30 protein-coding genes are annotated in these 25,476 nt (G+C 44.7%); 19 read left to right on the top strand and 11 right to left on the bottom strand.

Going from position 1 to position 25,476, the window contains the following annotated elements:
• Window positions 1-226: 226 nt before the first annotated feature.
• From flgE to QWZ07_RS09585, 6 genes are all read right to left on the bottom strand, one after another.
• The gene (gene flgE / locus QWZ07_RS09610) at window positions 227-1,531 is read right to left on the bottom strand and encodes a flagellar hook protein FlgE (protein ID WP_017076830.1); all 1,305 of its coding nucleotides are present in this window, start codon (window positions 1,529-1,531) and stop codon (window positions 227-229) included.
• Window positions 1,532-1,581: 50 nt separating this feature from the next.
• Window positions 1,582-2,295 carry a flagellar hook assembly protein FlgD gene (gene flgD / locus QWZ07_RS09605; protein ID WP_004736177.1) on the bottom strand — a complete coding sequence of 238 codons (714 nt, stop codon included), beginning with the start codon at window positions 2,293-2,295 and terminating at the stop codon, window positions 1,582-1,584.
• Window positions 2,296-2,312: 17 nt separating this feature from the next.
• On the bottom strand, window positions 2,313-2,726 hold the full coding sequence (gene flgC, locus QWZ07_RS09600) for a flagellar basal body rod protein FlgC (protein WP_004736176.1): 414 nt from the start codon (window positions 2,724-2,726) through the stop codon (window positions 2,313-2,315).
• Between the two features lie 4 nt (window positions 2,727-2,730).
• Entirely contained in the window at window positions 2,731-3,126 is a 396-nt protein-coding gene (gene flgB / locus QWZ07_RS09595) for a flagellar basal body rod protein FlgB (RefSeq protein ID WP_004736175.1), read from the bottom strand.
• Between the two features lie 254 nt (window positions 3,127-3,380).
• The gene (locus QWZ07_RS09590; protein WP_017110142.1) at window positions 3,381-4,208 is read right to left on the bottom strand and encodes a protein-glutamate O-methyltransferase; all 828 of its coding nucleotides are present in this window, start codon (window positions 4,206-4,208) and stop codon (window positions 3,381-3,383) included.
• An 11-nt stretch (window positions 4,209-4,219) separates the two neighbouring features.
• Entirely contained in the window at window positions 4,220-5,146 is a 927-nt protein-coding gene (locus QWZ07_RS09585; protein WP_017106345.1) for a chemotaxis protein CheV, read from the bottom strand.
• Between the two features lie 77 nt (window positions 5,147-5,223).
• Here QWZ07_RS09585 and flgA point away from each other — a divergent pair, with 77 nt between their 5' ends.
• The 4 genes from flgA to QWZ07_RS09565 all read left to right on the top strand — a co-directional run bounded on the left by flgA (window position 5,224) and on the right by QWZ07_RS09565 (window position 7,160).
• A complete protein-coding gene (flgA, locus tag QWZ07_RS09580) occupies window positions 5,224-5,970 on the top strand; it encodes a flagellar basal body P-ring formation chaperone FlgA (protein WP_192853194.1) in 747 nt (248 codons plus the stop codon).
• Between the two features lie 179 nt (window positions 5,971-6,149).
• A complete protein-coding gene (gene flgM, locus QWZ07_RS09575) occupies window positions 6,150-6,467 on the top strand; it encodes a flagellar biosynthesis anti-sigma factor FlgM (RefSeq protein ID WP_029223448.1) in 318 nt (105 codons plus the stop codon).
• A gap of 65 nt (window positions 6,468-6,532) precedes the next feature.
• Entirely contained in the window at window positions 6,533-6,958 is a 426-nt protein-coding gene (locus tag QWZ07_RS09570; RefSeq protein WP_017106343.1) for a flagella synthesis protein FlgN, read from the top strand.
• The gene (locus QWZ07_RS09565; protein WP_192853233.1) at window positions 6,936-7,160 is read left to right on the top strand and encodes a hypothetical protein; all 225 of its coding nucleotides are present in this window, start codon (window positions 6,936-6,938) and stop codon (window positions 7,158-7,160) included. Before QWZ07_RS09570 ends, QWZ07_RS09565 begins: the two co-directional genes overlap by 23 nt.
• A 135-nt stretch (window positions 7,161-7,295) precedes the next feature.
• On the opposite strand, the gene flgP is transcribed toward QWZ07_RS09565, so the two are convergent.
• Together flgP and QWZ07_RS09555 are read right to left on the bottom strand one after the other, a co-directional pair.
• Entirely contained in the window at window positions 7,296-7,727 is a 432-nt protein-coding gene (gene flgP / locus QWZ07_RS09560) for a flagellar assembly lipoprotein FlgP (RefSeq protein ID WP_102514064.1), read from the bottom strand.
• Window positions 7,728-7,736: 9 nt separating this feature from the next.
• Window positions 7,737-8,372 (bottom strand): FlgO family outer membrane protein, encoded by a 636-nt coding sequence (locus QWZ07_RS09555; protein WP_102314926.1) that lies wholly within the window; start codon window positions 8,370-8,372, stop codon window positions 7,737-7,739.
• Window positions 8,373-8,564: 192 nt separating this feature from the next.
• Between QWZ07_RS09555 and QWZ07_RS09550 the strand changes: the two genes are divergently transcribed.
• Together QWZ07_RS09550 and QWZ07_RS09545 are read left to right on the top strand one after the other, a co-directional pair.
• Window positions 8,565-9,698, top strand: coding sequence for a flagellar assembly protein FlgT (locus QWZ07_RS09550; protein WP_192853193.1), 1,134 nt, complete (start codon window positions 8,565-8,567; stop codon window positions 9,696-9,698).
• A gap of 139 nt (window positions 9,699-9,837) precedes the next feature.
• On the top strand, window positions 9,838-10,344 hold the full coding sequence (locus QWZ07_RS09545) for a hypothetical protein (RefSeq protein ID WP_004736164.1): 507 nt from the start codon (window positions 9,838-9,840) through the stop codon (window positions 10,342-10,344).
• Between the two features lie 141 nt (window positions 10,345-10,485).
• Here QWZ07_RS09545 and QWZ07_RS09540 read toward each other — a convergent pair whose 3' ends face one another.
• From QWZ07_RS09540 to QWZ07_RS09530, 3 genes are read right to left on the bottom strand one after another with little or no spacing between them, the layout of a single operon-like run.
• Complete coding sequence (locus QWZ07_RS09540) at window positions 10,486-11,727, bottom strand: NAD(P)/FAD-dependent oxidoreductase (protein ID WP_192853192.1); 1,242 nt, start codon at window positions 11,725-11,727, stop codon at window positions 10,486-10,488.
• 25 nt (window positions 11,728-11,752) lie between these two features.
• Window positions 11,753-12,826 carry a methyltransferase gene (locus tag QWZ07_RS09535; RefSeq protein ID WP_192853191.1) on the bottom strand — a complete coding sequence of 358 codons (1,074 nt, stop codon included), beginning with the start codon at window positions 12,824-12,826 and terminating at the stop codon, window positions 11,753-11,755.
• Between the two features lie 29 nt (window positions 12,827-12,855).
• On the bottom strand, window positions 12,856-13,245 hold the full coding sequence (locus QWZ07_RS09530) for a hypothetical protein (protein ID WP_017110147.1): 390 nt from the start codon (window positions 13,243-13,245) through the stop codon (window positions 12,856-12,858).
• A gap of 72 nt (window positions 13,246-13,317) precedes the next feature.
• Here QWZ07_RS09530 and QWZ07_RS09525 point away from each other — a divergent pair, with 72 nt between their 5' ends.
• From QWZ07_RS09525 to QWZ07_RS09465, 13 genes are all read left to right on the top strand, one after another.
• Window positions 13,318-14,097, top strand: coding sequence for a beta-ketoacyl synthase chain length factor (locus QWZ07_RS09525; RefSeq protein WP_192853190.1), 780 nt, complete (start codon window positions 13,318-13,320; stop codon window positions 14,095-14,097).
• Window positions 14,094-14,864 (top strand): lysophospholipid acyltransferase family protein, encoded by a 771-nt coding sequence (locus QWZ07_RS09520; protein WP_054548144.1) that lies wholly within the window; start codon window positions 14,094-14,096, stop codon window positions 14,862-14,864. Before QWZ07_RS09525 ends, QWZ07_RS09520 begins: the two co-directional genes overlap by 4 nt.
• 104 nt (window positions 14,865-14,968) lie before the next feature.
• Window positions 14,969-15,229: a phosphopantetheine-binding protein gene (locus QWZ07_RS09515; protein ID WP_017106334.1), complete on the top strand. Its 261-nt coding sequence runs from the start codon at window positions 14,969-14,971 to the stop codon at window positions 15,227-15,229.
• Window positions 15,230-15,239: 10 nt separating this feature from the next.
• Window positions 15,240-15,497, top strand: coding sequence for an acyl carrier protein (locus tag QWZ07_RS09510; protein WP_004739745.1), 258 nt, complete (start codon window positions 15,240-15,242; stop codon window positions 15,495-15,497).
• Window positions 15,497-16,054 (top strand): COG4648 family protein, encoded by a 558-nt coding sequence (locus QWZ07_RS09505; protein WP_114633094.1) that lies wholly within the window; start codon window positions 15,497-15,499, stop codon window positions 16,052-16,054. Before QWZ07_RS09510 ends, QWZ07_RS09505 begins: the two co-directional genes overlap by 1 nt.
• A 6-nt stretch (window positions 16,055-16,060) precedes the next feature.
• Entirely contained in the window at window positions 16,061-17,443 is a 1,383-nt protein-coding gene (locus tag QWZ07_RS09500) for an AMP-binding protein (protein WP_192853189.1), read from the top strand.
• An 89-nt stretch (window positions 17,444-17,532) separates the two neighbouring features.
• A complete protein-coding gene (locus QWZ07_RS09495; RefSeq protein ID WP_102514069.1) occupies window positions 17,533-17,895 on the top strand; it encodes an ApeI family dehydratase in 363 nt (120 codons plus the stop codon).
• Window positions 17,888-19,693 carry a glycosyltransferase family 2 protein gene (locus QWZ07_RS09490; protein WP_192853188.1) on the top strand — a complete coding sequence of 602 codons (1,806 nt, stop codon included), beginning with the start codon at window positions 17,888-17,890 and terminating at the stop codon, window positions 19,691-19,693. The genes QWZ07_RS09495 and QWZ07_RS09490 overlap by 8 nt, the downstream gene beginning before the upstream one ends.
• A complete protein-coding gene (locus QWZ07_RS09485; protein ID WP_065104919.1) occupies window positions 19,671-21,218 on the top strand; it encodes an HAL/PAL/TAL family ammonia-lyase in 1,548 nt (515 codons plus the stop codon). Before QWZ07_RS09490 ends, QWZ07_RS09485 begins: the two co-directional genes overlap by 23 nt.
• A 73-nt stretch (window positions 21,219-21,291) precedes the next feature.
• Window positions 21,292-21,822 carry an acyl-CoA thioesterase gene (locus tag QWZ07_RS09480; protein WP_192853187.1) on the top strand — a complete coding sequence of 177 codons (531 nt, stop codon included), beginning with the start codon at window positions 21,292-21,294 and terminating at the stop codon, window positions 21,820-21,822.
• The gene (locus QWZ07_RS09475; RefSeq protein ID WP_192853186.1) at window positions 21,809-22,507 is read left to right on the top strand and encodes a LolA family protein; all 699 of its coding nucleotides are present in this window, start codon (window positions 21,809-21,811) and stop codon (window positions 22,505-22,507) included. Before QWZ07_RS09480 ends, QWZ07_RS09475 begins: the two co-directional genes overlap by 14 nt.
• The gene (locus tag QWZ07_RS09470; protein ID WP_192853185.1) at window positions 22,479-24,851 is read left to right on the top strand and encodes an MMPL family transporter; all 2,373 of its coding nucleotides are present in this window, start codon (window positions 22,479-22,481) and stop codon (window positions 24,849-24,851) included. Before QWZ07_RS09475 ends, QWZ07_RS09470 begins: the two co-directional genes overlap by 29 nt.
• Window positions 24,848-25,471 (top strand): DUF3261 domain-containing protein, encoded by a 624-nt coding sequence (locus QWZ07_RS09465; RefSeq protein WP_192853184.1) that lies wholly within the window; start codon window positions 24,848-24,850, stop codon window positions 25,469-25,471. The genes QWZ07_RS09470 and QWZ07_RS09465 overlap by 4 nt, the downstream gene beginning before the upstream one ends.
• The last annotated feature ends 5 nt before the right edge of the window (window positions 25,472-25,476 follow it).

Genomic DNA, 25,476 nt, shown 5'->3' with positions numbered 1-25,476 from the left:
CTGTGCCAATATTTTTAACTGTTATTTATCAATAATTTAAATAGAAAAACGACTAAGAAGAGGGATCACAAAAGGATCATTGAGGAAGAATTGTTGCCAGTGGCATTACCGTGCGGCAATAAGGGCGGCAAATAGAAAAGTGAACTGCCATATCAAATTCACCAACAATACCCAATTCAATAACATTGAATTGGGTATTCGCAGATGATTCAAACGCTCGAAACGATTAACGAATCTGAAGAATATTCTGTTGCAGTTGGTTATGTACTTCTAGAGAACGCGAGTTCGCTTGGAAGTTACGTTGAGCAGAAATCAAATCAACCAGTTCTTGAGTCATATCGATGTTCGACTGCTCTAGTGAGCCGTTGTTGATACTACCAAATGAACCTTTGTTCGATTCACCCCAGATTTTAGAACCTGAGTCATTAGTAGAATCCCACTGAGTGCCGCCTTTCTTATCTAGACCTTGCTCATTGGGTACACGAACCAAGCCTACACGGCCAAGCATCACGTTTTCACCATTTGAGTAAGTACCTAAAACACTGCCGTACTCATCGAAATCGATTTTGGTTAAGAAACCTGTTGTCGCGCCATCTTCATCGAACTTAGTCAGTTCAAATGGAGCAGCAAACTGAGTTGACGAATCTAGACCAAACTTAAGCACTTGCGTTGGATCAGCACCGTTCAGATCAATTGGGTTCGCTCCAGCACCTAGTGCTTCAGAGTTAATTGGCTGGCCATTGTTAAGGCTCGCCAATGTACCGTCATTGTTGAACTTCATGGTGTGACCAACATGACCTTGTGCATTTGTCGCATCACCACCAGTAATGTTGACCGGCTTTTCACCGTTCTCATCTGACATGGTGTAGTACGTCTGCCAAGTGTTTGGTTGAGTCTGATCTTTGAGGTAGTAAGTCGTTAACTTGTAAGACTGACCCATAGAATCGTATACCGTCGAAGACGTTGCACGGTTATAGGTATCAGCATCTTTGAAGTTAAATGCAGCCGGGTCTTTAAGATCACCGTTTGCAGGAAGGTTAACCCCTACTTCAATGTTTTCTGTCTGTTTTGGCTTACCAAACTCAGCAGGAATGTCGAGTGGCTTTGGCGCGTAAGAAAGAACTTCACCCGAGTTTGGATCAACATCGTAACCTAAAAGAAACTCATCGTTAGCAGTAACCATGTAGTTGTCTTTGTTTAGGTGAAATGCACCATTACGCGTTAGTTCATTGATCTCCGGTACCATACGGTCTTTCGATACTGCAAAGAAACCTGTACCACTTACACGTAAGTCCATTGGGTTGTTAGTATAAATACTTGAACCTTCATGGAACTGTTGCGCCACTTGGCTAGCTTGCGCACCGCCACCTGCCGTCGTTTTTGCGTTAGTGAATAACGAACTTGAGTAAACATCGCCAAACTCCGCACGCGACTCTTTAAAGCCGAATGTGTTTGCGTTCGCAATGTTGTTACTGGTTGTATTCAGGTCTAGTTGTGCAGCGGATAGACCGCTTAAAGCTACATATGACATTCCAATATTCTCCTAATCTCTCTAGCTAGCATAATCACTCTTTTAAAGCGTTACGCTTTACCAACTTCTAGTACTTCAGCAAGTCGTACTGGCGATGTGAAACCAGCCAGATTGAGTAGTACGTTGCCATCACCCTTACCAAGAAGCACACTGTTCACGTTCGCATAACTCGACACTTGGAACTCTGTGTTCTCGCCATCCAGTAAACCCGACGCTTTCACGTTGTATTTACCAGCCGGCAATGGGTTACCGTCTTCGTCTTTTCCGTCCCATTCAACACGTGTGTCGCCTGATGGTTTAGAGCCGATATCAAAAGTGCGAACCAATTGGCCAACTTCGTTCTCAACACGAACAATTACATTGTCCATTGCTTGAGGAAGCTTAACCATGGACGCCATACCGCCATCACCGGGTTTCACACCTGCCGCACCAGGAACCAATACATCGCGGCCAACCAAAGAGGAAGCCTGCAGTGCTTGGTTAGAAGTCATTGATGAATTCAAGCTTTCAAACTGTGTATTCATTTTGCCAATGCCATCTACGGTCGCAAATGAAGCCATTTGCGCAATCATCTGGTCATTGCTAACCGGCTTAAAAGGGTCTTGTTGTGCTAATTGCTTAGTCAACAAAGATAAGAAGTCTTCTTGTTTAAGATCCTGCTTACCTGTTGTTTCGTCGGGCTTTTTAGCGCCATCTTGAAGACTCTTCAGCTGGTCAACATAGGACAAGCCGCTTTGACCAACATTGTTGTTGATTCCAGCCATGTGCTACCTCCTTATCCTTATTGACCCATCTGCAGCGTACGCAGCAGCATTTGTTTACTCGAGTCAGCAACCTGCACGTTTGTTTGGTACGCACGTGATGCCGAAATCATGTTTGCCATTTCTTCCATAACGTTCACGTTAGGCTTGTAGATATAGCCTTCGTTATTCGCTAATGGGTGATCCGGGTTGTACTCCGCGCTCAGCGGCTTATCGCTTTCCACAATACCTAATACTTTCACAGGCACAGTGTGACCACTGTTGCGTGCTTTATTTAACTCAGCGCCGAACACTGCGTGACGAGCCTTGTAAGTTTCTTCAGCAGAACTACTTACACTGTCCGCGTTCGCAAGGTTGCTCGAGGTCGTATTTAGACGAACAGATTCAGCACTCATCGCAGAACCAGTCACATTGAATACATTGAATAAACTCATCTAATTATTCCCCTTTAATCGCTTTAGTTAAATTCTTGAACTTACTTCCTAAGAAGTCGAGAGAGGCTTGATGCCTAATTTGGTTTTGCATGAAAAGGTTTCTTTCCAAATCCAAATCAACCGTGTTGCCATCTCCTGTATCAGGTTGGGTAGGAATTCGATACTTCGTTTCACCGTTCACCGTTGTTGAGGCAGAAATGTGCCGACCATCTGTACGACTAAGACCAATGCTTGCCCCAGAACTTGCCGCTTGCAGTGATTTCTTAAAGTCTAATCCTTTTGCTTTATACCCAGGCGTGTTGGCTTGCGCGATATTGGTGGAAAGCACCTCAGCGTTACGCTCACGTACACCAACCGTGTGTTGGTGAATGCCCAAAGCATTGTCAAAAGAAATAGCCATGTAAACCTCAACTCAAGAACTGACTGTTATGAGATAACCAAAGCAATATGTATACCAACTTTTAAAACAAAGCGGGCTATCAATACTTTTACAGGTTACTCGTGGGTAAACTTGCAATATACAAGCCAAAAAACAGAGTAAATTGGAATGTCACTCTGACTTAAAGATATAGCTTTAGCGGAAAAAAGAAAACCCAGCACTAGGCTGGGTTTTGAAATTAGACAGTAACGTTACACCTTATGCGGTGCCCGCAATTACTTTAATTTGTAGATAATGCCAGGGTTACAACGAACCATTTCAAAACGGTCGGTTAAACCTGTTAACGATTCTGAAGCACCCAATAGTAGATAGCCACCAGGGTTTAGGCTGTTTGCCATTTGGTTCAGTACCTTCGCCTTCATGTCAGGCGAGAAGTAAATCAATACGTTACGACAGAAGATGATGTCGAACTTACCGAGTAAGGCATAGCTGTCCATCAAGTTCTGCGGACGGAAATTAACCATACGCTTCACATTATCTTTAACTTTCATTCGGCCATCACCCGCATCTTCAAAGAAGGTACGGCGACGTTCAGGAGAAAGGCCTCGACCCAGCGCTAGGTTGTCATAAGCGCCTTTACGACACATATCCAACATACTCGCTGATATATCCGTTCCCGTGATCGACACGTTTGGCAACATACCTGGCTTGCGTGCTTGAGTTTCAAGAATCGTCATTGCCATTGAGTATGCTTCTTGGCCTGAAGAGCTTGCCGCAGACCAAATCTTAATAGGACGTTTATTTGCCGCTATTTCCGGTAGAAGCTTATCCGCAAGTACAGCAAACGGGTAAGTATCTCGGAACCAAAGTGTCTCGTTCGTCGTCATAGCATCCACTGCTGCCACTCTCAACTCACGGTTTCGACCTGTTACTACATCTCTCAACAAATCAGATAACGACGCTAAATTAAACTTCGTTACTAATGGGCTTAGGCGGCTGCGCACTAAGTACTGCTTGCTATCACCTAATACAATGCCACATTGAGATTCTAAGAAACGGCTGAAATCGCGATACTCTTGATCACTTATTGTTATAGCAGTCATTAATGTCTCTTTTAGTTAGTTAACGCAGCTTTAACCGCTGCACCAAGCTCATCAGGGTTGAATTTCGCGATGAAGGAGTTAGCCCCTACACGCTCAACCATGGCTTGGTTAAATACACCACTCAATGATGAGTGTAAAATTACGTATAAATCTTTTAGCTCTGCATGACGGCGAATCTCAGCAGTCAGCGTATAGCCGTCCATTTCAGGCATTTCGATATCAGAGATCACTAATGAAATTTGATCGTAAATACTGCCTTCTGATGACATCTGCACCAGCTTCTCATAGGCTTCTTTACCATCTTTCACTGAGATCACTTCAAAACCGATAGACTCAATCGCACGCTGAACCTGCTTACGAGCAACCGTAGAGTCATCAGCAATCAAGATACGGCGGACTAATGGTTTCTCTTGTTCAACTTTCGCAATGTCTTCAGCAATCTTGCTGTCCATTGTTTCATCAACAGGCGAAATTTCGGCAAGGATTTTTTCAACATCAAGAATCTCTACCAATTCATTGTCAATGTTGGTTACCGCTGTCAGGTAGTTAGCTCTACCTGCACCATCTGGCGGCGGAAGGATAGATTCCCAGTGCATGTTAATAATGCGCTCTACTGAACTGACCAAGAAACCTTGAATGGTTCGGTTAAACTCAGAGATAACCACAAAACACTTTTCAACATCCGTTGTAGGACGGCCACCAATCGCTAAGCTCAAATCGATCACTGAGATCGTTTGGCCACGAATGTGTGCTACGCCTTTAACTAGTGGGTTCAAGTTTGGCATCTTTGTCAGCTTAGGGCATTGAAGCACTTCTTTTACTTTAAAGACATTTATGCCGTAACGCTGACGCCCCATTAGGCGAAAGGTTAGTAATTCTAATCGGTTTTGACCGACGAGTTGCGTACGCTGATTCACTGAATCAAGAATACCCGTCATGAGCTCATCTCCATATCAAACTTTTTTGGATAAAAAGTGTTAGTCTACTGCAGGCTACGAACTACCAGAGAAACAGAATGACGCATCGTAAAACAAATCTGCCTCCTTTTTCTATAGCAATGTGTAGAGCTACTTTTAAAACTGTCGCTAAGTTTATCGGCATTTTGTCAATATTGTTTAGTTTTTTTATACAAGCTGCGACTCCAGAACAAATTGAAATGATTCAGTCTGCGGCGGAACAACACATCTTTGAGACCATTGAGCAGCCTCAAGGTGGCGAACTCCTTGTTAATGCAGCAAATATCGACTCAAGAGTAAAAGCAACAGATTGCCCAACCCCTCTTGAAACCAGTGCTTCAACCACCACCAATACCCGTAGTAGTATTACGGTTTTAGTGCAATGTATACCGGATGAGTGGCGGATTTACGTGCCTGTTCGACTTTCAATGTCGGTACCACTGGTTACCACCACCCGTTCTTTAGCCAGAGGCGAGATCGTCGGTCAATACGATGTCACCACCGCCATGATTTCGCTTAACAAGTTTCGTCGTCAAGGTTTCACCGCTCCACAACAGGTGATTGGTGCAAAAGTGAAGAAGAACATGCGACCCGGTGATGTTGTTGAACGAGGTGATATCTGTGTCGTGTGCCGAAACGAGAAGGTTATCATACAGGCAGTAAAAGGTGGCATGACCATTACCACCAAAGGTACTGCGTTAACTGATGGCTCGATGGGTGATCAAGTAAGAGTGAAAAATGACAAATCTCAGCGTATAATCGAAGGTATTGTTACCAACATGTCTGAAGTCACGGTTTACTTTTAACGCTTTACTTCTAAATGGGTGGTAATCGTTAGTGATTTTACTCTCAATTCTAACGCTGAATATGACGGCTGCGGTGTTTTGCCCCTTTTCGACTATTGAGCTAAAAATTGCTAAAGTAATCGAACCCTTGGTCGATATTGACTGTACAGGTTCCCATTTTTGAAGAAAAAGGCTTAACTATGGCAGGCATCGATAATATTCGTTCAGGGCAGACCCTAACGACCACAAACCGATCAGCAGCGCGCTCTGATTCTAGCTCTCAGGCATCACGTTCTGATGTTGCAGCTAAATCACCGACAAGCAAAGACGCGGTTTCACTGAGTCAACAAAGCAAAGCAATTGGCCAACTCCAACAAGATATGGCAGCACAACCAAGCTTTGACACGGTAAAAGTCGCAGCGATCAAAGAAGCGATTGCGAACGGTTCATACACTGTCGACCCAGAAAAACTGGCTGACAACATGATCAAGTTCGAAAATGAGTTAAAAGGTCTTTAAGCGATAGATTCTTAGTTCAAGCTATCTCCACTTAAAGAGCACTAAGGTTTTAGTAGGATAACGTTATGGCGGCACTAGCAGATTTAGTTAATTTCCAACTTCAAAATGCCAAAGCCCTATCTGATCTATTAGATTCAGAGAAAACCGCTATTACTAGCCGAAAATCGACCGACATTGAACGCATCGCTAAAGAGAAAGTTGTCTTAGTTGAACAATTAAGAACAACCGATCAACGAATCGAAGCGCATAGCAATATCTCCGAACTGACCGAGAATCCAGATCTGGCTCAGTTAGTTAAAACCATCAAATCTGTTGTGTACGATTGCCATCAAGCGAACCTTGTTAATGGTGAAGCCTTGAATCGAGCACACCTCAGCTTTAAAAAACTCAGCAATATGATGCAACAAAGCCACGGAAAGATCGGCATGACCTACAATGCCGGTGGTCAAACGCATACGATTTCTACACTTGGCACCAACGTTAAAGCCTAACCAAGCCACCAGCTACTTCTCTATTCTCTATTCTCTATTCTCTATTCTCTATTCTCTATTCTCTATTCTCTATTCTCTATTCTCTATTCTCTATTCTCTAGCCAGTACCTTAATTCACCTTGCGTCTTTCGCAACACCAACCCTTAACTTACTACTCGACTTATCTTTCATACCAAGCCTAGATCCCACACCCAACCTGTAAATACAAAAAAGCGGCAAGTATTTTCATACTTGCCGCTTTTACATTCACTGTCGTTATTTATTGCCGCCCTGCCATCTGGAAAGCGAGGGCCACTTATACAATTCGTCGGTCATATAACTTAAATGGTCATAAAGACTAGAACAGCGTTTGTTGTCTCTTCTCAGGTACAGCCTGAACTTCACCGTAATTACGCAGTTGTTCCATCTTACGGATGTCTAACTGAAGCTCCGTCACGTAACTATCACCGACAGGGTAACTGCGTACCACTTCCGCACCACGAATAACGCCGTCGACAGCACCTGTCGTTCGCTCGGTACCCAAGCGCTGATCTGATAATTCAGCTCGGCCACTCACTCGCATGCCATACACTTGCTCAGCAAGTTCACGGTAAGCATCAATTTTGGATGCTCGCATAGCACGGATGCGTTTTTCTTCGTCGTTACGGCCTGATTGCTCACTGATACTTGCGTAACCAACAGCAACCAAATAGTCGTCTGGCCTCATGTTTTGCAGTGGCTGACAGCCAACAAGCAGTAAAGCGGCAACAACAAATATTAACTTCTTCATCTCGAACTCCTAAGGGCGAAGAATAACAGTATAAGGCTGACTGATCGTTGGGTCAGAACGAATGATAACGCCATCTTGAGTTCGAATACTGTTCAGAGTATCTAGGTCACGACCAATACGGTCTGCAGGCAAGAAGCCTTGCGCAGAAGCCACCACAATGCGGGTTTGCATACCCACCACGCGAGCATTCACAAGCACACCGCCCTCTTGGCGTAGCATCGTACCTGTTAGCACGTATTGCACGTCTTGTTCCTGCGCGAGGTCTTTCCAATCACGGCTTAACGCAAAGTCACCTTGGTGAGTCACTTGGATAGAGCCCGTTGTTTTGAAATCGACGACCTTAAAGCCACGACGCTGAAACTGGTGAATGAAGCCTTCTGAAACTGAATTACCTAGCCAGTTTGTTGTATCCATATGTTGTAGGTCAACAAACGAAGTGATAGCAATTGGCGTTCTCGCTGAAATACTCGTATTCGAAATGATCAGATCTTCAGTCATACTTTCCACGAAAAAATCCATGGTATGACGAGGGCTGTCCATCAACATAAACTGACTGCCTGAATACTCAGACTTGCCGTTATAGATGGGCGAATAAGCACATGATGTCATCAACATGACACTCATTACTACGAGCCAGTTTTTCATTCTCTTATCTCCAGATATATTTAGTGCTACCTGTTCCAATATGTTCTCACCATTATTCTTTTCAATGGATTACAATGTTGGAACAGTCTTTGCTTTTCATTAATGGTTCAGATTAAGAAAAACGCACTTAAGTCAGCTTCAAGCTTATAGTTATTTGTTAAGCAATATTTATACCCAACTGGTAACGAATAGATGAAAAAAATAATATCTTACTTATTTTCAATAAGTTCACTGATAACCATAAGCTTCAGTGTTCATGCCTCTTGGTATGAAGTTACCGGTACAGCAGCCATCGTATCGTCGGAAGAAAGCGCACGCATCCACGCGCTGGAAGACGCTGTATATAAAGCTGTGCAGTTCTCAGGTGCTGATATTGGTAGTATCTCCAACCTCACGCCCTATCTAGATTCGAATAAAAAAGAGTTTCAGTTTACTAACCATGAAGTTCGCTACATCTTGGTTCAGAAAGAGAAAACTCGCGGTGGCAATTTAATGATCACCGCAAGGATCGACATCTATCCTTCGGCAAATGCTTGCCATGAGAGCCAATACAAAAAGACATTTCTCGTCGGTAATATTGATGTTACCTCCCCGCAGCAAGCCGTTATGGGAAGAATCTATAACATTGGTGATGACTTCAGCCATGTTGTAGACCGACAATTAGCGCAAGAGTCTCGCAGTTTTGTTTCAGTGGGCACGACCGACTTCGACATTGATAAGCGCCAACCAGAAGTCATTAAAATGATTGCTCAAGATACGGGGGCGCAATACATCATTGGTGGCGACATTACCGACTTAACCGCAACGATTGAATCTAAGCTGTTAAAGGACGATGTTATCAACCGACAATTTGCGTTAGAGATGCAAGTCTTTGACGGTAAGACGGGTCATCAGGTTTACAACCGCAGCTATCGTGAAGTAGCTAAGTGGCCATTTGCTAAGACCAGTGAAGTGGACACCCGCAGCGCTCGCTTCTGGGCATCGACCTACGGCAGTATGATGCTGCGCGTCAGTCGTAATATTATGTTGGACTTAGAATCTGAAGTGTCTTGTAAGATCACCCTTCCTGAGGTTGCCGCGGTATTTGGCAATACGGTGACCATTGACTTAGGGCGAATGCATGGCGTTCAGAAAGGTGACAAACTGCAACTGTGGCATACAGGTTCGTTTATCGACCAACGAGGTTTACCGCGTAACAAGGTATCTCAAAGTGATATCACGCTGACGGTTTCTCGTGTTTATGAAAATGAAGCCGAACTCACGATTGATCAACCTAGCCTGGCTGGAAGCATTCAAATTGGTGATGTGATGCAGAAAATCATGTAGTTAGCGTCACCCTCGCTTCATAGTTTCTAATAAAGCCTTAGCACTTTTGTTAAGGCTTTATTTTTTTCATGATGATTAGTTTCGGTTTTAACGTATTTGTCGTAACCTTATTAATAACATAATCATCATTTAGCAAACTATGAGCCAGAATAATCTAATTGGTGCGACCGGTTATCGATTTATATCGAAAGGCCAAACCGCTTTTAAAATCCACATCCATACTCCTGAAGATACGGTGTTACATCGTTCTGTCGGTTTTGTTCGTATGGGTGAAGACAAAGCACTAAAGAAAACCATCAAGTTGAGAGATGAGCTTGGCAGAAAGCTCTGGGGAAAGTTTTGGCCAAAAGTCCTTAGAGAGCCCTATCTGATGACACGTTTGCCGCACAGTTTAGAACCTAAAATAGTATTCAAACCAAACCCTACTCAGACAGATCCTGAACATAGAGATGAATGCTACATCGCTAAGTGGCGCGTATTCTCTGAAAGTGGTGAGTACAAATACAAAACCAAAGTATGTTCTATAAGGAAGCACGGGCGACTCGCCGCCTATAGCCAAACCAAACGAGCGCTCCTTGAGGCCCACAAAGACGTGATTGAGCTGCTTATCTTTATGGGACGACTGAACAGCATCGACCTGAAGTAGTATCTACCTCAGTAGAGCGAATGAGCTGAGAATCAGCTTGCCATATTTATCAGATACAAAAACAGCCGCATCGCGGCTGTTTTGATTTATAGACTAGTCATCATGGTGCTTTAGCATGTTGCTACACCCTAAATCGACCACCTAGCTTCGGCATATCTCTGCCAGTGTCGTCAATCGACGCTTTGACTCTTTCACATAAGGATTGGTTTGATCCCATGCGTAGCCAGCCAAAATTGAGCACACCATTTGCTTAATCTTCGGGTTGGGATCTTGATAGAAAATCACATCCTGCAAGGTACCTGAGTACCACCCTTCAACATACGTTCTAAAGGTATTCACGCCAACCATCAGCGGATCCGCATAATCACGATCCCAATCAACCTTCTCACCATTGAGCTGCTTTTCCACGCACTCAACCGCAAACTGAGCCGACTTCATCGCAATTGTCACGCCTGATGAAAACACAGGATCAAGGAACTCACCGGCATTGCCTAATAGCGCGTATTTGTCTGTTGCAAGGTGTTTTACGTTGGCAGAATAACCACCGATTTCGCCCGCAGGGTTCGGGTACTCTGCCTTTGCCAGTATCTCAGCCAAACCCGGCTCTTCTGTTGCCAGTTGCTTAATCGCGGCAATCTTGTCTTCTGGGTATGATTCAAAGAACTTAGGCTCCCCGACAATACCAAACGAAGACACACCGTTACTAAACGGGATCAACCAATACCAAACATCAGGGTTAGTTGGGTGCACCGAGATTAGAATTTTGTTGCGGTCATATTCAAGGTCTGTCTCCGTCGCTGAAATATGATCATTAATGTGCGTAAAAATAGCTTTGCGTGGAGGAAGCGATGACGGCTCTTCTAAATCAAGCATCTTCGGTAACACACGACCAAAGCCACTGCCATCCAACACGTATTGCGCTTCGAGCTGATAGCGTTCTCCATCAAGCACTTGTACGTCTAAAATGGTACTGTCTTCAGTGAAGTTAATGCCCATCAACTCATGTTGATAATCAATGGCAACACCTTGCGCCTCGGCAGTGTCTGCTAACACCTTATCAAAGGCGCCTCGTTGAACCTGAAACGTCGTTCCCGGCCCAGCAGAGAACTTATCTTCAAAATTAAACGCGGTGTACACACCATTTTTACGAAAAGCAGCACCATCTTTAAATTGGAAATTAGCGTCAGCCACCGCTTCGCTCATCCCAGCTTGTTCAATCACTTCCATGCAAGCAGGTAATAGGCTTTCACCAATAGAAAAGCGCGGGAAAAGGCTCTTTTCAATCACTCGAACATCGATGCCTTTTTTATGAAGCAAAGACGCGGCAATAGACCCTGATGGCCCAGCTCCGATGATCACTACTTGAGTTGACAGTTTTTTCATTAATTTAAGCCATGTTTGTTATTTTTTATTGCGCGCCAGCTTTCAATTCAAGAAGCGTATGACCAAGACCGATATCGTCGGTACGGGTCACTACTTCAAAGCCAGCTTCTTCAACGATCTCTAAGAAATCTTCGCTGCGGTAAAAACGGCTGTTGCCGTTGGCCAAGCAAGTGAAGTAAAGCGACGTCGCGTTTAAGCTATAAGAAGCCGCATCGTATTTCTGTGCATCCCAAAACAGTTCAAGGATATAGACCGTCGCCTCTTCTGACATATGAGAGCGAACACGCTTTAATATGCTCAGAATTTCCATTGGCGAGAAGCAATCAAGGAACTGGCTCATCCACCACACATCCGCGCCTGTCGGCAACGCTTGTTGTTTATCGAGCATGTTGGCTGGGAATGGCGTCACTCGGCCTTGATGGCCATGTTGCGTTGCATTTGCCATTGCCATTTCGAGTTGTTGTGGCAAGTCGACAATCGTTATCTCAACATCTGAGTCGTGATTGCAGCACTGCATCGCCCACTTACCCGTGTTACCGCCGATATCTACCAGCGATTTAGGTTTCTTACTGAACACCTTCTCAAGCAAAACAGGGAAAGAGCGATCTGAATAGAAGTGATCAAACTTGAACCAGCTCTCTTTTGCTTTTTCTGGCAATTGAGACAAGCCTTGGTAAATAGTTTCCCAGTCACCCAGCTCTTTCAAACCCGCAGGTGTACCCTCTTCAATCGCTTCAGTTAGATGCATCATCGCGGCGTAACAAACATCGGCAGTGAAATCCATGTTTGCGTTAGTCATGCCATCATGCAAAAGATAGAAACCAAGGTTGGCCATTTTGTAGTTAGGCTTTTCCCACGTAACAATATGAGCACTCAACGCCATATCGAGTAACACTTTCACGCCGTACTCAGATACGCCGGTTATTTCAGAGATAGACTCAGCTGGTAAACCATCGTTACCCACACCATCTAAGGCCTTTAAAATACCTAAATCACGAAGTGTACGAGCAGTGTGAAAAACAATTGGAGCGAAAGACAACTTTTGCGCTTCTGTTTTTGCTTCTAATGCATTGAATGGATCTAATTTATATTCCGACACGAAAAACCTAACTTTAAAATAATAGAGGGTTACTCAGCAGCCATTTGTGCAAGCTTACGTTTAATATCAACGTTTAAGTTATTAACCCAACGGTTGTAATTACGGTGTATTTCACCATCGTCATACTTCAAATTCTCTGATTCAACGTAAAGAATAGAGTAAAACTTGTCACTATAAGGAATTTCAACCACCGCATGGTGTGAACGAACATACAGTTCCGCACGGATCAAGCCAGGCTTTATTTCTGAAACCAACCAGCCTCGATTCTCAGCCGACTCATAAATAGCTGATTTCACCTGTTTGCTTTGAAGATTAAGTGCAACTGGAGTATCCTCAACATTCATTACAGGTTGGACACGTCCACACCCTGCAAGAACGAATATGAATAACATTGAAACCGCTACTTTTAGTAATTTCATTTAAATTCCTTATCTGTGTTTATTTATAAGCATGCGTAGTATTTAGTTAGACCCAAAGCAAATCAATACTCTATGTCAAATCAATCCCAATTAATGTCGTTTAATATTGAGAAATGGTCTGCAAATTCTGCGGGGCTCAATTCTAATGCCGAATGGCAAACATGGAGCAAGAATTTAGATTGGCCACAAGATGGCTCAACTGAATTTAAAGCTATCCCGCCGATGATGCGCCGCCGAATGAGCAAACAAAGTAAGCTTGCCGTCCAAACCGCATTAACGCTATTAAAAGACACCTCGATTGATTATCTGGTTTTTGCCAGCCGACATGGTGAACTGCACCGAACTGCCACATTGATTCAGTCGATACTAGAAGGTGACGATGCCTCTCCAATGGCGTTCTCGCAGTCGGTACATAATACCGCAGCAGGCCTAACCACCATTGCCGTAAAAGCACCGATTCCATTGACCTCAATCGCCGCGGGGCAAGATACTTTCCATAACGCGCTGATTGAAGCTTATCTTTACCTTCACCAATACCCATCGCATCGTGTCTTAGTCATCGACTTTGACCAACCGCTGCCTGAGCTTTATCAAGAATACGAAACTCAGCACTATGCCGATTATGCTCTGGGTTTAGTGATCACAGCAGGTAATGAATACTCAATTTCGAGAACAACCACCAGCAACTCAATAGCTAGTAGCCCCATAGCTCACGACAGGTCAATGCCTGATTTACCGCAAGGTCTGCAAACACTACAACATATTCTACTGGGTACGCAGCGATGGGCGATTACAGGCAAACACCAAGCTTGGTCGTGGGTAAACAACGCGAAACCTGGAACTCAAGAATGAGTAAGGTCGACCAATATTGGCGAGTATTCGCGACAGGGCTTTGCTTCACCATATTCGGTTTAGGTGGCTTAGTTCTCAGCTTTTTGATCTTGCCGTCGATCGCGCTCACCACATCAAACACCATTCAAAGAGAGCTTAAGGCTCAACGACTGATTCGCTTCTCATTCAATGCGTTCTGCCAGATCATGAAGTTCACTGGTGCGATTGATTATCGAATTGATGGTGCCGAACTGCTACGTGAAGATCGTAATTGCATCATCGTTGCCAACCATCCGAGCTTAATCGACTATGTGCTAATCGCCTCTCAACTTCCTCAATGTGATTGCCTCGTCAAAGCGGCAATATGGGAAAACCCGTTTATGAAGAGGATTGTTAAAGCGGCGGGTTACATACCCAATCAAGCACCTGACGATCTTTTAGAACGTTGTGAAGAACGCTTTTCACGTGGCAATGTCCTGCTGGTTTTTCCAGAAGGCACTCGCACAACGCCGGGAATTGAACCATCCTTACAACGTGGTGCGGCACAAATTGCCACTCGAACACAAACCGATTTACGCGTGATTCATATTACGGTTTCTCCGACATTCTTAACGAAAGAGAAAAAATGGTATCAAGTTCCTGCTACGAAACCCTTTTTTCATATCGCGGTGAAAGGTAAAATAGAAGTCGCACCATTTATTGAGAATGCAAATAACTTAACTTCGGCAGCAAGACGCCTTAATCATCATCTTGCACATACTATTTTCCCTTCCGAAGAAAACATTTAGCAAATCAATAAACAACTGGCGATATCAGCATTTCGAAAATACATCGCATAATGTAGAATCGCCCCCTTAAAGCAGCATTTAGATAAAGCATTAAGTAGGCCAAAGTGGAAACATTACACAACGAACTGAAACAACTGATCATCGACGCATTGAACCTTGAAGACATGAGCATTGATGAAATTGAAACGGAAGCTCCACTATTTGGTGATGGACTTGGACTAGATTCTATTGATGCACTTGAGCTTGGCCTTGCTATCAAGAAAAAGTACAACATTGTTATCGATGCCGATGATTCAAACACTCGACAGCACTTCTCGTCGGTTGAAAATCTAGCGAATTACATCTCTTCTCAAACGAACAACTAGACAGATCTTTATGACACAAGCTAACCAACAAGAAGTATACAACCAGGTTAAAGATGCGCTTATTGAGCTGTTTGAGCTTGATGCTGAAGATATCACTCCTGAAGCACACCTTTATCTCGATCTAGACCTAGACAGCATTGATGCCGTTGATTTAGTCGTTCACTTACAGAACGTCACAGGTAAGAAGATCAAGCCTGAAGAGTTCAAAGCAGTACGCACCGTTAATGACGTTGTGGAGTCTGTGGTTGAACTATTGAAGGACGCATAATGCGTCCTCTGCTGACTTTACTGTCGGCAATCATACTTTTCACTTATCCAATAGCGGTTTACTTTGGACTCAACAAGTTTGGCCTACAAACCGTTGGTATCGTCTTAGCCGCTATCTTTGCTGTCCGCATTTTCACTGGCGGTCAGGCTAAAATCAAAGAGCTAAAACACTTAGCTTGGATCAGTGGAAGTGCCGGAATTGTTCTGCTGGCACTAGGATTAACCTTCAAGCAGCATGGCTGGTTAACCTATTATCCCGTCATCGTTAATGTTTGTATGTTGGCTGTATTCGCTTCAAGCCTATGGCAACCTCAAACAATTATCGAGCGTCTTGCTCGTCTCCAAGAGCCTGAACTTCCGCAAAGTGGCGTTGATTACACACGAAAAGTCACCAAAGTTTGGTGCCTGTTCTTTGTTATCAATGGCTCTATCGCTCTTTACACCTGCTTCCAACCGCTTGAAATATGGACCCTATACAATGGCTTACTCAGCTATTTGTTCGCCGGGTTACTTTTTGCAGGAGAGTGGGTAGTAAGACAGCGCATTCGTCAGAGTTAAATTGTTATGACCCAAACCGTCTCTTACACTTCCTTGTCTGAACTTCTCAGTCAGAACAGATCGCCTGATTCTATTGTCTGCTTTGACGACAATAGCGAGATTACGTGGCAAACATTTAACGACGACTTATCTCGGCTCGTACACCTTTTATCTTCATCCCCTTTTCAGCGAGTCGCGATTTGCACCCAAGACAGCTACCTATTTTCGGTGGCCTTTTTAGCGTGCACAGTCAGCCGCAAACACATCATTTTGCCAGGTAACTATCAACCTTGTGCGCTTGCCGAGCTGAATGAACATTTTGACTGTCTGTTGGTCGATGATGTGATTGGTGCCGTGGAAGTAAGTGAAGTTCGCAATATCCAAACCTTATTGGACACCGAAACACGCGAGCCTCTAACCGATAATATTCCCGCCATTGAGTTAGCAGCAATCCAATTGACCCTATTTACTTCAGGTTCAAGCGGCACGCCGAAGGCAATCAATAAAACACTAGAACATCTAGATATAGAAACTGCTCAGCTAGAGAGAAACTGGGGCGAATTACTCAAAGGTAATCGAGTTCACAGCACGGTTTCGCATCAACATATCTATGGTTTGCTGTTTAGAATCTTATGGCCACTATGCTCTGGTGTTCCATTTGCTCGAAACAACCTTGAGTACCCTGAGCAGATCCTTTCTCACGCCAATAAAAACTGTGTGCTGATCAGCAGCCCAGCTCTACTCAAACGATTAAAACATGAGACCAATACCGCGCAGCTTGCTGGTGTGTTCTCTTCCGGTGGCCCATTACCGACTGAATCGGCTCACCAATCTCGGAATCTGCTTGGTCATTTACCTATCGAGGTTTTTGGCAGCACAGAAACTGGTGGCATCGCATTTCGCCAGCAAGAGAGCGCTCAAACACCTTGGCAACTTTTTGACTGTATTGAGGCAAGTCTCAACAGTGAGAATTGCATTAAGTTATTGTCGCCCTACATCGATAACAATAACTGGTATCAAACCGCCGATGAGTGCGAAATGGTCTCGGATAATCAGTTTATATTGAAAGGCCGAACCGACCGAGTGATCAAGATAGAAGAAAAACGAGTATCACTGGTTGAAGTCGAAAAGCGACTTGAGCAACTGCCTTGGATAAGTGAATGTGTCGTCATTCCATTTGAAGAACCGGAGCGCTTAATCTTGGCGTCGGTTTTGGTATTATCAGAGGAAGGCCAAGCGAAACTCGCCACCATGAGTAAAGGTAAATTCTGGTTGATGCTGCGTTCAGAACTTAGAAAATGGTTAGAACCGATCGCTATCCCAAGAAAGTATCGCATTGTTGATGAGATTCCTCTCAACAGCCAAGGTAAGCGATTAACATCTCACATAGAACAGCTAATAAAATCATAGAAACCGCTGATCGTATTTTACACTGAGATTATCTTTTTATATTTTTGTCAGAACACCCATTTTCAGCCCAAGGATTCTAAGCACACGCTATGGATAAGAGAAAACCAAACGTCATTGCTGTTGACACTGCAGAGAAAGAATCGACCCTGACACTCCATATTACTGGAGACATCACCGATTTTAAGGGGCATTTCAAGAGCTTCCCTATTCTTCCGGGTGTTACACAGATTGATTGGGCACTTCACTACGCAGTCCAAGAACTGAGTGTCCCTGGTTTCTTTAAAGGCATGGAAGTCATCAAATTCCAAGAACCGATCCTGCCAGACTCGACTATTCAGTTGTCATTAAAGTGGGACGCTGACAAAGACAAACTGAGCTTTAGTTACACCTCAAACAACGGTGAACAGACCCACTCTTCAGGCAAAATGAAGCTGGGAGAGAAAAGTGAATAGCGCTCCCATCGAGGCTGTTTCTCAACAAAATCTAAAAGAAAGCAGCTACAAAGCTTGCTTCCTAATCCCGTGCTTTAACCACGGTGCAACCATGCCCTCGGTGGTCTCATCACTTCTTAATTTCGAACTTCCGATTATTATTGTTGATGATGGCAGTGAACTCGCGACCAAACAGTTTCTGACTCCGCTTGCGGAAAGCCCAAATGTGACTTTGGTGACGCTCGAGCAAAACCAAGGCAAAGGGGGCGCAGTAAAGGCCGGTATCAAAAAAGCGCAACAGCTCGGCTTTAGCCACGCCATTCAAATTGATGCTGACGGACAACATGACCTTGAAGCACTACCCGCGTTAATCCAAGCTTCGCAAACTAAGCCACAACGCCTGATATCAGGTCAGCCTGTCTACGACGAGAGCGTGCCTAAAGCAAGGCTCTACGGGCGCTACGCGACGCACATCTGGGTATGGATAGAAACTCTATCTCTATCGATTAAAGACAGCATGTGTGGCTTCAGAGCGTATCCAATCGATAAGACGCAAACCGTACTGAATAAATACGATGTTGGGTCTCGAATGGACTTCGATATCGAGATTTTGGTTCGCCTGTATTGGGAAGGCTGTGACATCGACTTCGTTGAAACGCGAGTCATCTATCCTGAAAACGGCATATCTCATTTCGATGCGCTGTGGGATAACGTAAAAATCAGCTGGATGCACACGAGACTGTTCTTTGGCATGCTGCCGAGAGCACCAAAATTGATTGCTCGCCATTTCAAATCCGATTCTGCTAAAAGTGGGCAAAACCAAGGTTCCTTGGCCGAATCCAACAAAAACGAGTCAGAACAACCCCATTGGTCTCGCACTCAAGAACGCGGAACCGTGCTCGGCATCAAACTGTTATTGACTGTTTATACCTTGTTAGGCCGAGGCGTATTTAATCTTATTTTGCGCGGTGTGATGCGTTACTACCACCTAACGGGTAAGCGCGCACGAAACGCCTCAGAACAGTACCTATTTCAGCTTAAGGCATACGCTGAACAACAGAATATTGAGTTACCCGCTGAATTAACCAGCTATAACCATCTTCTTTCGTTTGGCCATACCATGCTAGACAAGTTAGCGGCATGGAAAGGCGATTTCTCGGTAGATAACCTGACGATTCATGGCCAAGACCAATTCGAAAGCATGGTGGAAAACCAACAAGGTGTACTGATTCTAGGATCTCATCTTGGCAATATCGAACTGTGCCGCGCTTTAGGTCGCAGACACTCGAACATCAAAATCAATGCGCTGGTGTTCACAGAGCACGCTGAACGTTTTAATTCAGTGATGAAAGCGGTCAACCCGCAGTCTGATTTAAACCTGATTCAAGTAACTTCAATGGGCCCTGATACCGCCATATTGTTGCAACAGAAGTTGGAGCAAGGCGAGTGGATTGTGATTGTTGGCGATAGAACTTCCACCAGCAAAGAGAGCCGTTCAGTATGGGCTGAGTTCTTGGGTAAGGAAGCCCCCTTCCCTCAAGGGCCATTTATGTTAGCCTCGGTTCTCAAAGCGCCAGTCTTCCTATTATTTGGGCTACGTGACGACTCACAATCTAAGCCGCATTTTGATGTCTATTTCGAGCATTTTAGCGACAAGATAGAACTACCAAGAAAGACTCGCGAACAATCTTTACAGCAAGTCGTGCAAAAATACGCAAATCGACTTGAGCACTACACACTGAAAGCACCGCTTCAGTGGTACAACTTTTTTAATTTTTGGACATTGAGCAAGCACCATGACGAAAAAGAATCCAAATAGCATCACCTTTGGTGCCGAACGCCTCACGATTGAGGATGTTGTCGCTATCTCACAAGGCGCAAAAGCCTCGATGAACTCAAGTGAAGCATTCACATCAAAAATCGACCGTGGTGTCGCTTTTTTAGAACGCCTATTGAAAGAAGAAGGCGTGATCTATGGTGTGACAACAGGCTACGGTGACTCTTGTACCGTTGCGATTCCGCCAAACCTAGTTGATGAGCTACCACTGCATCTAACGCGCTTTCATGGCTGTGGTTTAGGCGAAATACTGTCTCACGAACAATCTCGTGCGGTATTAGCAACACGCCTTTGTTCATTGTCACAAGGTGTATCTGGTGTGACTCACGATTTGCTCAACCAGATCGTTACTCTGATCAACCAAGATATCTCACCGCGTATTCCTCAAGAAGGATCGGTTGGTGCTAGTGGCGATTTAACGCCGCTGTCTTACTTAGCGGCAGCACTGATTGGTGAGCGCGATGTTATCTACAAAGGCGAAGTTCGCCCTACTAGTGACGTCTACAAAGAGCTAGGAATTAACCCTATCAAGCTTAAGCCAAAAGAAGGCTTAGCATTGATGAATGGCACGTCAGTAATGACGGCTTTGGCTTGTATCGCCTACAAACGTGCAGAATACCTAGCTCAGCTGTCGACTAAGATCACCGCAATGGTGTCTGTCGGTATGCAAGGCAACGATTTCCATTTCGATGAAGCGCTGTTTGCAGTGAAGCCTCATCCGGGTCAACAGCAAGTTGCTGCATGGCTACGTGACGACTTACAAGCGGATCGCCCGCCACGTAACAGTGATCGCCTACAAGATCGTTACTCACTGCGTTGTGCACCGCACGTTATCGGTGTCGTTCAAGACTCTCTGCCTTGGCTACGCCAAATGATTGAGAACGAACTCAACAGCGCTAACGATAACCCAATTATCGATGGCGACAATGAGCGCGTACTGCACGGTGGACACTTCTATGGTGGCCATATCGCAATGGCAATGGATACACTAAAAACAGCGGTAGCCAACCTTGCAGACCTACTTGATCGCCAAATGGCACAGCTAATGGATTACAAGTTCAACAACGGCTTACCATTTAACCTAACGGGTGCTGAAGGCGAACGTAAACCAATCAACCACGGTTTCAAAGCGGTACAGATTGGCGTTTCAGCTTGGACAGCAGAAGCATTGAAACACACCATGCCAGCAAGCGTGTTCTCTCGTTCAACCGAGTGTCACAACCAAGACAAAGTCAGTATGGGCACCATTGCAGCTCGTGACTGCTTACGCGTTCTTGAACTGACTGAACAAGTAGCGGCAGCGTCACTTCTGGCAGGTACACAAGCGCTTGAGCTTCGTAAACGCCACAATGAGCTTGATGAGCACCACATGAGTGAAAACCTAAAGCACATTCGCGACGAAGTACTCAAAGAGTTTGAATTTATCGTTGAAGATCGACCACTTGAAGGCGATCTACGTCACTTCATTGCTCGTATTCAAAGTCAGCACTGGTCACTTTACTCATAGAGTAGCTAACTTCATAAAGTAGCTAAACTCATAAAGTAGCCAACCCTTTACGCAATATTGTTGAGAGCGATTTATGTCTGAAATCCTTCATCCATTACAATCTGAGGTGACACTTATCACCTCGTTCCAAGATGCCGATCCGATGGGCGTGATCTATCACGGCAACTACTTCCGATTTTTTGAAGAAGTAAGACGCATCATGATGGATAAGATTGAGTACAACTACCATGAGATGAAGGGTTCTGGCTACATGTGGCCGATCATCGACACGCGCGTAAAATACATCAAAGCGATACCGTTTAATCATCAGATCAAGGTATCCGCTAAGTTAACTGAGTGGGAAAACCGCTTGCGTGTTGACTACGAAATTCACGATGCCAACACAGGTGCTCGTATGACACGCGCCCACACCATGCAGGTTGCAGTAACCATTGAAGAGCAAGAGATGTGTTTTGCTTCGCCTAAGGTGTTTACCGATAAAGTCGAGCACTGGCATCAATTTGGCTGCTTACCCCAATCAGCTGAGCAGCAATCAAGCGACCAACAATCAGACCCATATCAAGCATCTAACACACAGCAGCAGGTGAAACATGAGTCTGTTTAAACACGGGCGTAAGCAAATCAGCATCGCACTATTAGGGCTTGCTTCAATGATGGCGAGTCACTTTGCTGGCGCTAGCGAGAACACGATTGCTGTCGGTTCTATTTCAGAGCTACAAACCGTGTTAAGCGAAAATAGTATCGTTCGTGGTGAGTTCACTCAAACACGTAACATGGAAATGTTCGCCCAACCTCTGACGTCACAAGGCACGTTTTTATTAGATAAGTCGAGTGGCTTGCTTTGGACGCAAGTAACACCATTTCCTGTAAGTCTGGTGCTCACGGATAACAAACTGAGCCAAAGGTTTGCCGATCAACCCGCTAAAATCATCACCGACAAAGAAAACCCGATGGCGTTTTATTTCAGTCATATCTTCTTGTCAGTGTTTCACGGAGACACCCAAAAACTTCAAGAGCAATTCTCACTGTCATTTGAACCAGCGACTGCGAAAAATTCTGATGAAAGTGCAAACTCAAGTTCAGAAGACACACGATGGACACTCACTCTAAAGCCAAAGAATGCGCCAATGAACGCGGTGTTTGAAGCCATCACACTGCAAGGACAAGGTGACATTGAACGTATCGAACTTAGAGAAGTTCGTGGGGACAGCACAGTGATCGAATTTAGCCAGTTAAGCCATCTACCGGAAGTATTATCAGATGCTGAAGCGCAACAATTCCAATTCTAGCCTAGCCCTTGCTTGGCTTGTTGTCGTAATGCTATTTAGCGGATTGTTGATCAAACAATTCGCTTTTTCTTCGTCGGTACCCATTGAAAGCAACATCATGAAATTGCTGCCAGAAAACCAGCAAGATCCCATGGTAGAGCAAGCCTTTCAGCAGATATCCAGCTCGATGAGCGAGCAAGTGGTGTTTATCATAAGTGCCTCCGACGTCGAACAAGCCATGACAGCGACTGACGCTTTTGAAAAAAAACTTAACCAAAGAGCTTTCTCAAGCCAGCCAACTCTGTTTAAGCAAGTTCAAGGAAAAATCAACGCCAGTACTCAAAGCCAGTGGAGCGACTTCTATTTTCGTCACCGAGCTCAACTGCTGACCCAACAACAAAAAGAGACGCTGACACACTCGCCGGATTCGCGAGCTCAATATGTCATTCAGTCTCTGTACAATCCGTTCTCAGGCGTCACTGCCGCAGAGCTATCTCTCGACCCATTTTTATTATTTCGCGACTACATCAGCGCTGTTGGCGTTCAATCAAGTAACTTTGTTCTGAAAGAAGGCTACCTCACAGCCCAGTCTAATGAGCAAACTCATATTTTGGTGACAGCGACTCTGGCAGGTTCGCCTTATAGTTTAGCGATTCAAGAGCAGCTTCCAGATCTTGATTCAATTGAGCGCCAGATCGAAACGCAGTTTGGTGTCAAAGTGCAGCATACCGGTGTGGTGTTCTACGCCAATTACGGTACCGAAAGTGCGAAATCAGAAATCAGTACCATTGGTTTGGGCTCATTAGCAGGTGTGATTTTATTGGTGTGGCTGACATTTCGTAGCGCCCTCCCACTTGCCTTGTCTTTGCTTTCAATCAGTACTGGGTTGTTGGTTGCCCTTGCAAGCACCGTCGCTATCTTCGGCAAGGTTCACCTATTTAGTTTGGTGTTCGGTGCCAGCTTAATTGGCGTATCCATCGACTACTCTTTCCATTACCTAACCGATCGTTTGGCGGCTGGTAATCAATGGCAAAGCGACAAAGGGTTGAAACATATTATCGTTGCGATCACCTTGGGTCTGATCACTAGCTTGATTGGCTACCTAGGTCTGTTGGTGGCACCTTTCCCGGGGTTACAGCAACTTGCTCTTTTTTCGTCGATTGGACTGATCGCAGCTTACGCCAGTGTGGTGTGTTGGTATCCGGTTTTAGCGGCAAAACCAAGCCAAGAACGCCCTCTTCCCTTATCGAAGCTTTGGCATACTTGGTTAAGCCTCTGGAGCAACCAAAAATTTAGAATTGGCTTACCATTAATAGTGACTGTCGTTAGTTTGATATCACTCAGCCAAATTCGCTACGACGACGATATTCGTCAACTTCAAGCGATGCCTGAACAACTCAAACAGCAAGAACAAGCCATTACTGAGATATCAGGATTAGGCAGCGGTCAAAATATGCTTTTGGTGACTGCCAACAGCGACCAAAAACTGCTAAAAAAACTGGCAGAGATCACCACGAGCTTAGATTCTTTGGTCGATAGCCAAGGTATCTCCGGATATCGCAGCATCAATCAACAATTGTTAAGCAAACAACAACAGCATGATAACTATCAATTGGTTGAACAACTTTATAGCCAGCAAAGCCATATCTTGCAGAACACTCTTGGTTGGCCTAGCTTTCCAGAGCTACCTAAGTTCGAGGAAATCACGGTATCTGGATTTTTAGAATCACCAGTGTCAGAGCCTGTTCGACCACTTTGGTTAAAACCGATCGATGGGCAAGCCGCGTCGGTCATTTTGATCAAAGACGTCACAGATTCAGAACAGTTCTCTCAATGGCTCGATTCAAGCTTTGCTCAGCAACAAGGTGTTAAATACCTTAATAAAGCCGATGAAATCTCCGCTCTCTTTGCGGAATACAGAGTCAAGATCACCGAGCTATTATTGATTGCTTTGGCCGCTATTGGGATGGTGTTAGGTTGGCGCTACGGTGTAAAGCAAAGCCTGTTAATGCTGTTGCCATCGTTAATTGCCGGAGTCGCTGGTTTAGCGATCACGGGTATTTTAGGCTCAACATTGAACCTGTTTAATTTGCTTGGACTGATTCTGATTTTAGGGATTGGTATCGACTATACCCTGTTCTTTGCTGAGCAGAAGAAATCACTAAGCACCTTATTAGCGATTACTTTGTCAGGCCTCACGACGCTACTCTCATTTGGCTTATTGTCACTGAGTCAAACTCATGCCATTCATAGTTTCGGTGTTACCGTCCTAACTGGCATTTTCGTCGCGTGGCTGCTTTCGCCACTTGCAATCAACAACCAACAACCAGCGGAAAAATCAAACTCTCGAGAGGCTTTTAGATGAACAAAACAATCAAGATAGCGCTCGCCGTTGGATTGGGCTTATTACTCAGCGCTTGTTCGATGGTATCTCAACAGCCTACAGGCGCAAGTGTCGCAATCGATAAAGACACCGAGCTAGCCTTGCCGCTGCCTGCTGAACTGGGATACTCATTTACGGCGAGCCAACTGATCAGCGCAACATGGCAAGACGATACACAGCAACTGCCTGTTCAAGTCGAAGTCACACCAAATAAAGTCGTGTTAGCGGGTTTTTCCTCTTGGGGAACGCGCATCTTATCGCTGCAATACCAAAACCAAGCCATTGAGACTCAAGTTCTGTCCGGTCTTGGCGCAACCCTGCCGCAACCTGAGCAGGTGTTATTTAATTTAATGCTGACTCTATGGCCAATTGAAGCATGGGCTCAGCCTCTGCAAGGCATCGGTTGGCATTTGGTCGATACAGACAACAGCCGCACCGTGTTTGATGAAAACCAACAGGCAATCATTGAAATTGATTACCAAGCAGAGCCCGGAACACACAAAACCACGGGCAATATTGTTTTCAAACATTTGACCCAGGGCTACACCATCACCATACAAACGTTGAACTCAGCGATTGTCGACAACCCAAGTAAGATCTGAACACT

This window comes from Vibrio lentus, from assembly GCF_030409755.1.
GTDB lineage: Bacteria > Pseudomonadota > Gammaproteobacteria > Enterobacterales > Vibrionaceae > Vibrio > Vibrio lentus.
This window is presented reverse-complemented; position numbering and strand designations above follow the sequence as displayed.

Excerpts from the sequence above, each read along its gene's own strand:
- flgE (WP_017076830.1), bottom strand. The coding sequence starts at position 1,531 with ATGTCATATGTAGCTTTAAGCGGTCTATCCGCTGCACAACTAGACCTG.
- flgD (WP_004736177.1), bottom strand. The coding sequence starts at position 2,295 with ATGGCTGGAATCAACAACAATGTTGGTCAAAGCGGCTTGTCCTATGTT.
- flgC (WP_004736176.1), bottom strand. The coding sequence starts at position 2,726 with ATGAGTTTATTCAATGTATTCAATGTGACTGGTTCTGCGATGAGTGCT.
- flgB (WP_004736175.1), bottom strand. The coding sequence starts at position 3,126 with ATGGCTATTTCTTTTGACAATGCTTTGGGCATTCACCAACACACGGTT.
- QWZ07_RS09590 (WP_017110142.1), bottom strand. The coding sequence starts at position 4,208 with ATGACTGCTATAACAATAAGTGATCAAGAGTATCGCGATTTCAGCCGT.
- QWZ07_RS09585 (WP_017106345.1), bottom strand. The coding sequence starts at position 5,146 with ATGACGGGTATTCTTGATTCAGTGAATCAGCGTACGCAACTCGTCGGT.
- flgA (WP_192853194.1), top strand. The coding sequence starts at position 5,224 with ATGACGCATCGTAAAACAAATCTGCCTCCTTTTTCTATAGCAATGTGT.
- flgM (WP_029223448.1), top strand. The coding sequence starts at position 6,150 with ATGGCAGGCATCGATAATATTCGTTCAGGGCAGACCCTAACGACCACA.
- QWZ07_RS09570 (WP_017106343.1), top strand. The coding sequence starts at position 6,533 with ATGGCGGCACTAGCAGATTTAGTTAATTTCCAACTTCAAAATGCCAAA.
- flgP (WP_102514064.1), bottom strand. The coding sequence starts at position 7,727 with ATGAAGAAGTTAATATTTGTTGTTGCCGCTTTACTGCTTGTTGGCTGT.
- QWZ07_RS09555 (WP_102314926.1), bottom strand. The coding sequence starts at position 8,372 with ATGAAAAACTGGCTCGTAGTAATGAGTGTCATGTTGATGACATCATGT.
- QWZ07_RS09550 (WP_192853193.1), top strand. The coding sequence starts at position 8,565 with ATGAAAAAAATAATATCTTACTTATTTTCAATAAGTTCACTGATAACC.
- QWZ07_RS09545 (WP_004736164.1), top strand. The coding sequence starts at position 9,838 with ATGAGCCAGAATAATCTAATTGGTGCGACCGGTTATCGATTTATATCG.
- QWZ07_RS09540 (WP_192853192.1), bottom strand. The coding sequence starts at position 11,727 with ATGAAAAAACTGTCAACTCAAGTAGTGATCATCGGAGCTGGGCCATCA.
- QWZ07_RS09530 (WP_017110147.1), bottom strand. The coding sequence starts at position 13,245 with ATGAAATTACTAAAAGTAGCGGTTTCAATGTTATTCATATTCGTTCTT.
- QWZ07_RS09525 (WP_192853190.1), top strand. The coding sequence starts at position 13,318 with ATGTCAAATCAATCCCAATTAATGTCGTTTAATATTGAGAAATGGTCT.
- QWZ07_RS09520 (WP_054548144.1), top strand. The coding sequence starts at position 14,094 with ATGAGTAAGGTCGACCAATATTGGCGAGTATTCGCGACAGGGCTTTGC.
- QWZ07_RS09510 (WP_004739745.1), top strand. The coding sequence starts at position 15,240 with ATGACACAAGCTAACCAACAAGAAGTATACAACCAGGTTAAAGATGCG.
- QWZ07_RS09505 (WP_114633094.1), top strand. The coding sequence starts at position 15,497 with ATGCGTCCTCTGCTGACTTTACTGTCGGCAATCATACTTTTCACTTAT.
- QWZ07_RS09500 (WP_192853189.1), top strand. The coding sequence starts at position 16,061 with ATGACCCAAACCGTCTCTTACACTTCCTTGTCTGAACTTCTCAGTCAG.
- QWZ07_RS09495 (WP_102514069.1), top strand. The coding sequence starts at position 17,533 with ATGGATAAGAGAAAACCAAACGTCATTGCTGTTGACACTGCAGAGAAA.
- QWZ07_RS09485 (WP_065104919.1), top strand. The coding sequence starts at position 19,671 with ATGACGAAAAAGAATCCAAATAGCATCACCTTTGGTGCCGAACGCCTC.
- QWZ07_RS09480 (WP_192853187.1), top strand. The coding sequence starts at position 21,292 with ATGTCTGAAATCCTTCATCCATTACAATCTGAGGTGACACTTATCACC.
- QWZ07_RS09475 (WP_192853186.1), top strand. The coding sequence starts at position 21,809 with ATGAGTCTGTTTAAACACGGGCGTAAGCAAATCAGCATCGCACTATTA.
- QWZ07_RS09470 (WP_192853185.1), top strand. The coding sequence starts at position 22,479 with ATGCTGAAGCGCAACAATTCCAATTCTAGCCTAGCCCTTGCTTGGCTT.
- QWZ07_RS09465 (WP_192853184.1), top strand. The coding sequence starts at position 24,848 with ATGAACAAAACAATCAAGATAGCGCTCGCCGTTGGATTGGGCTTATTA.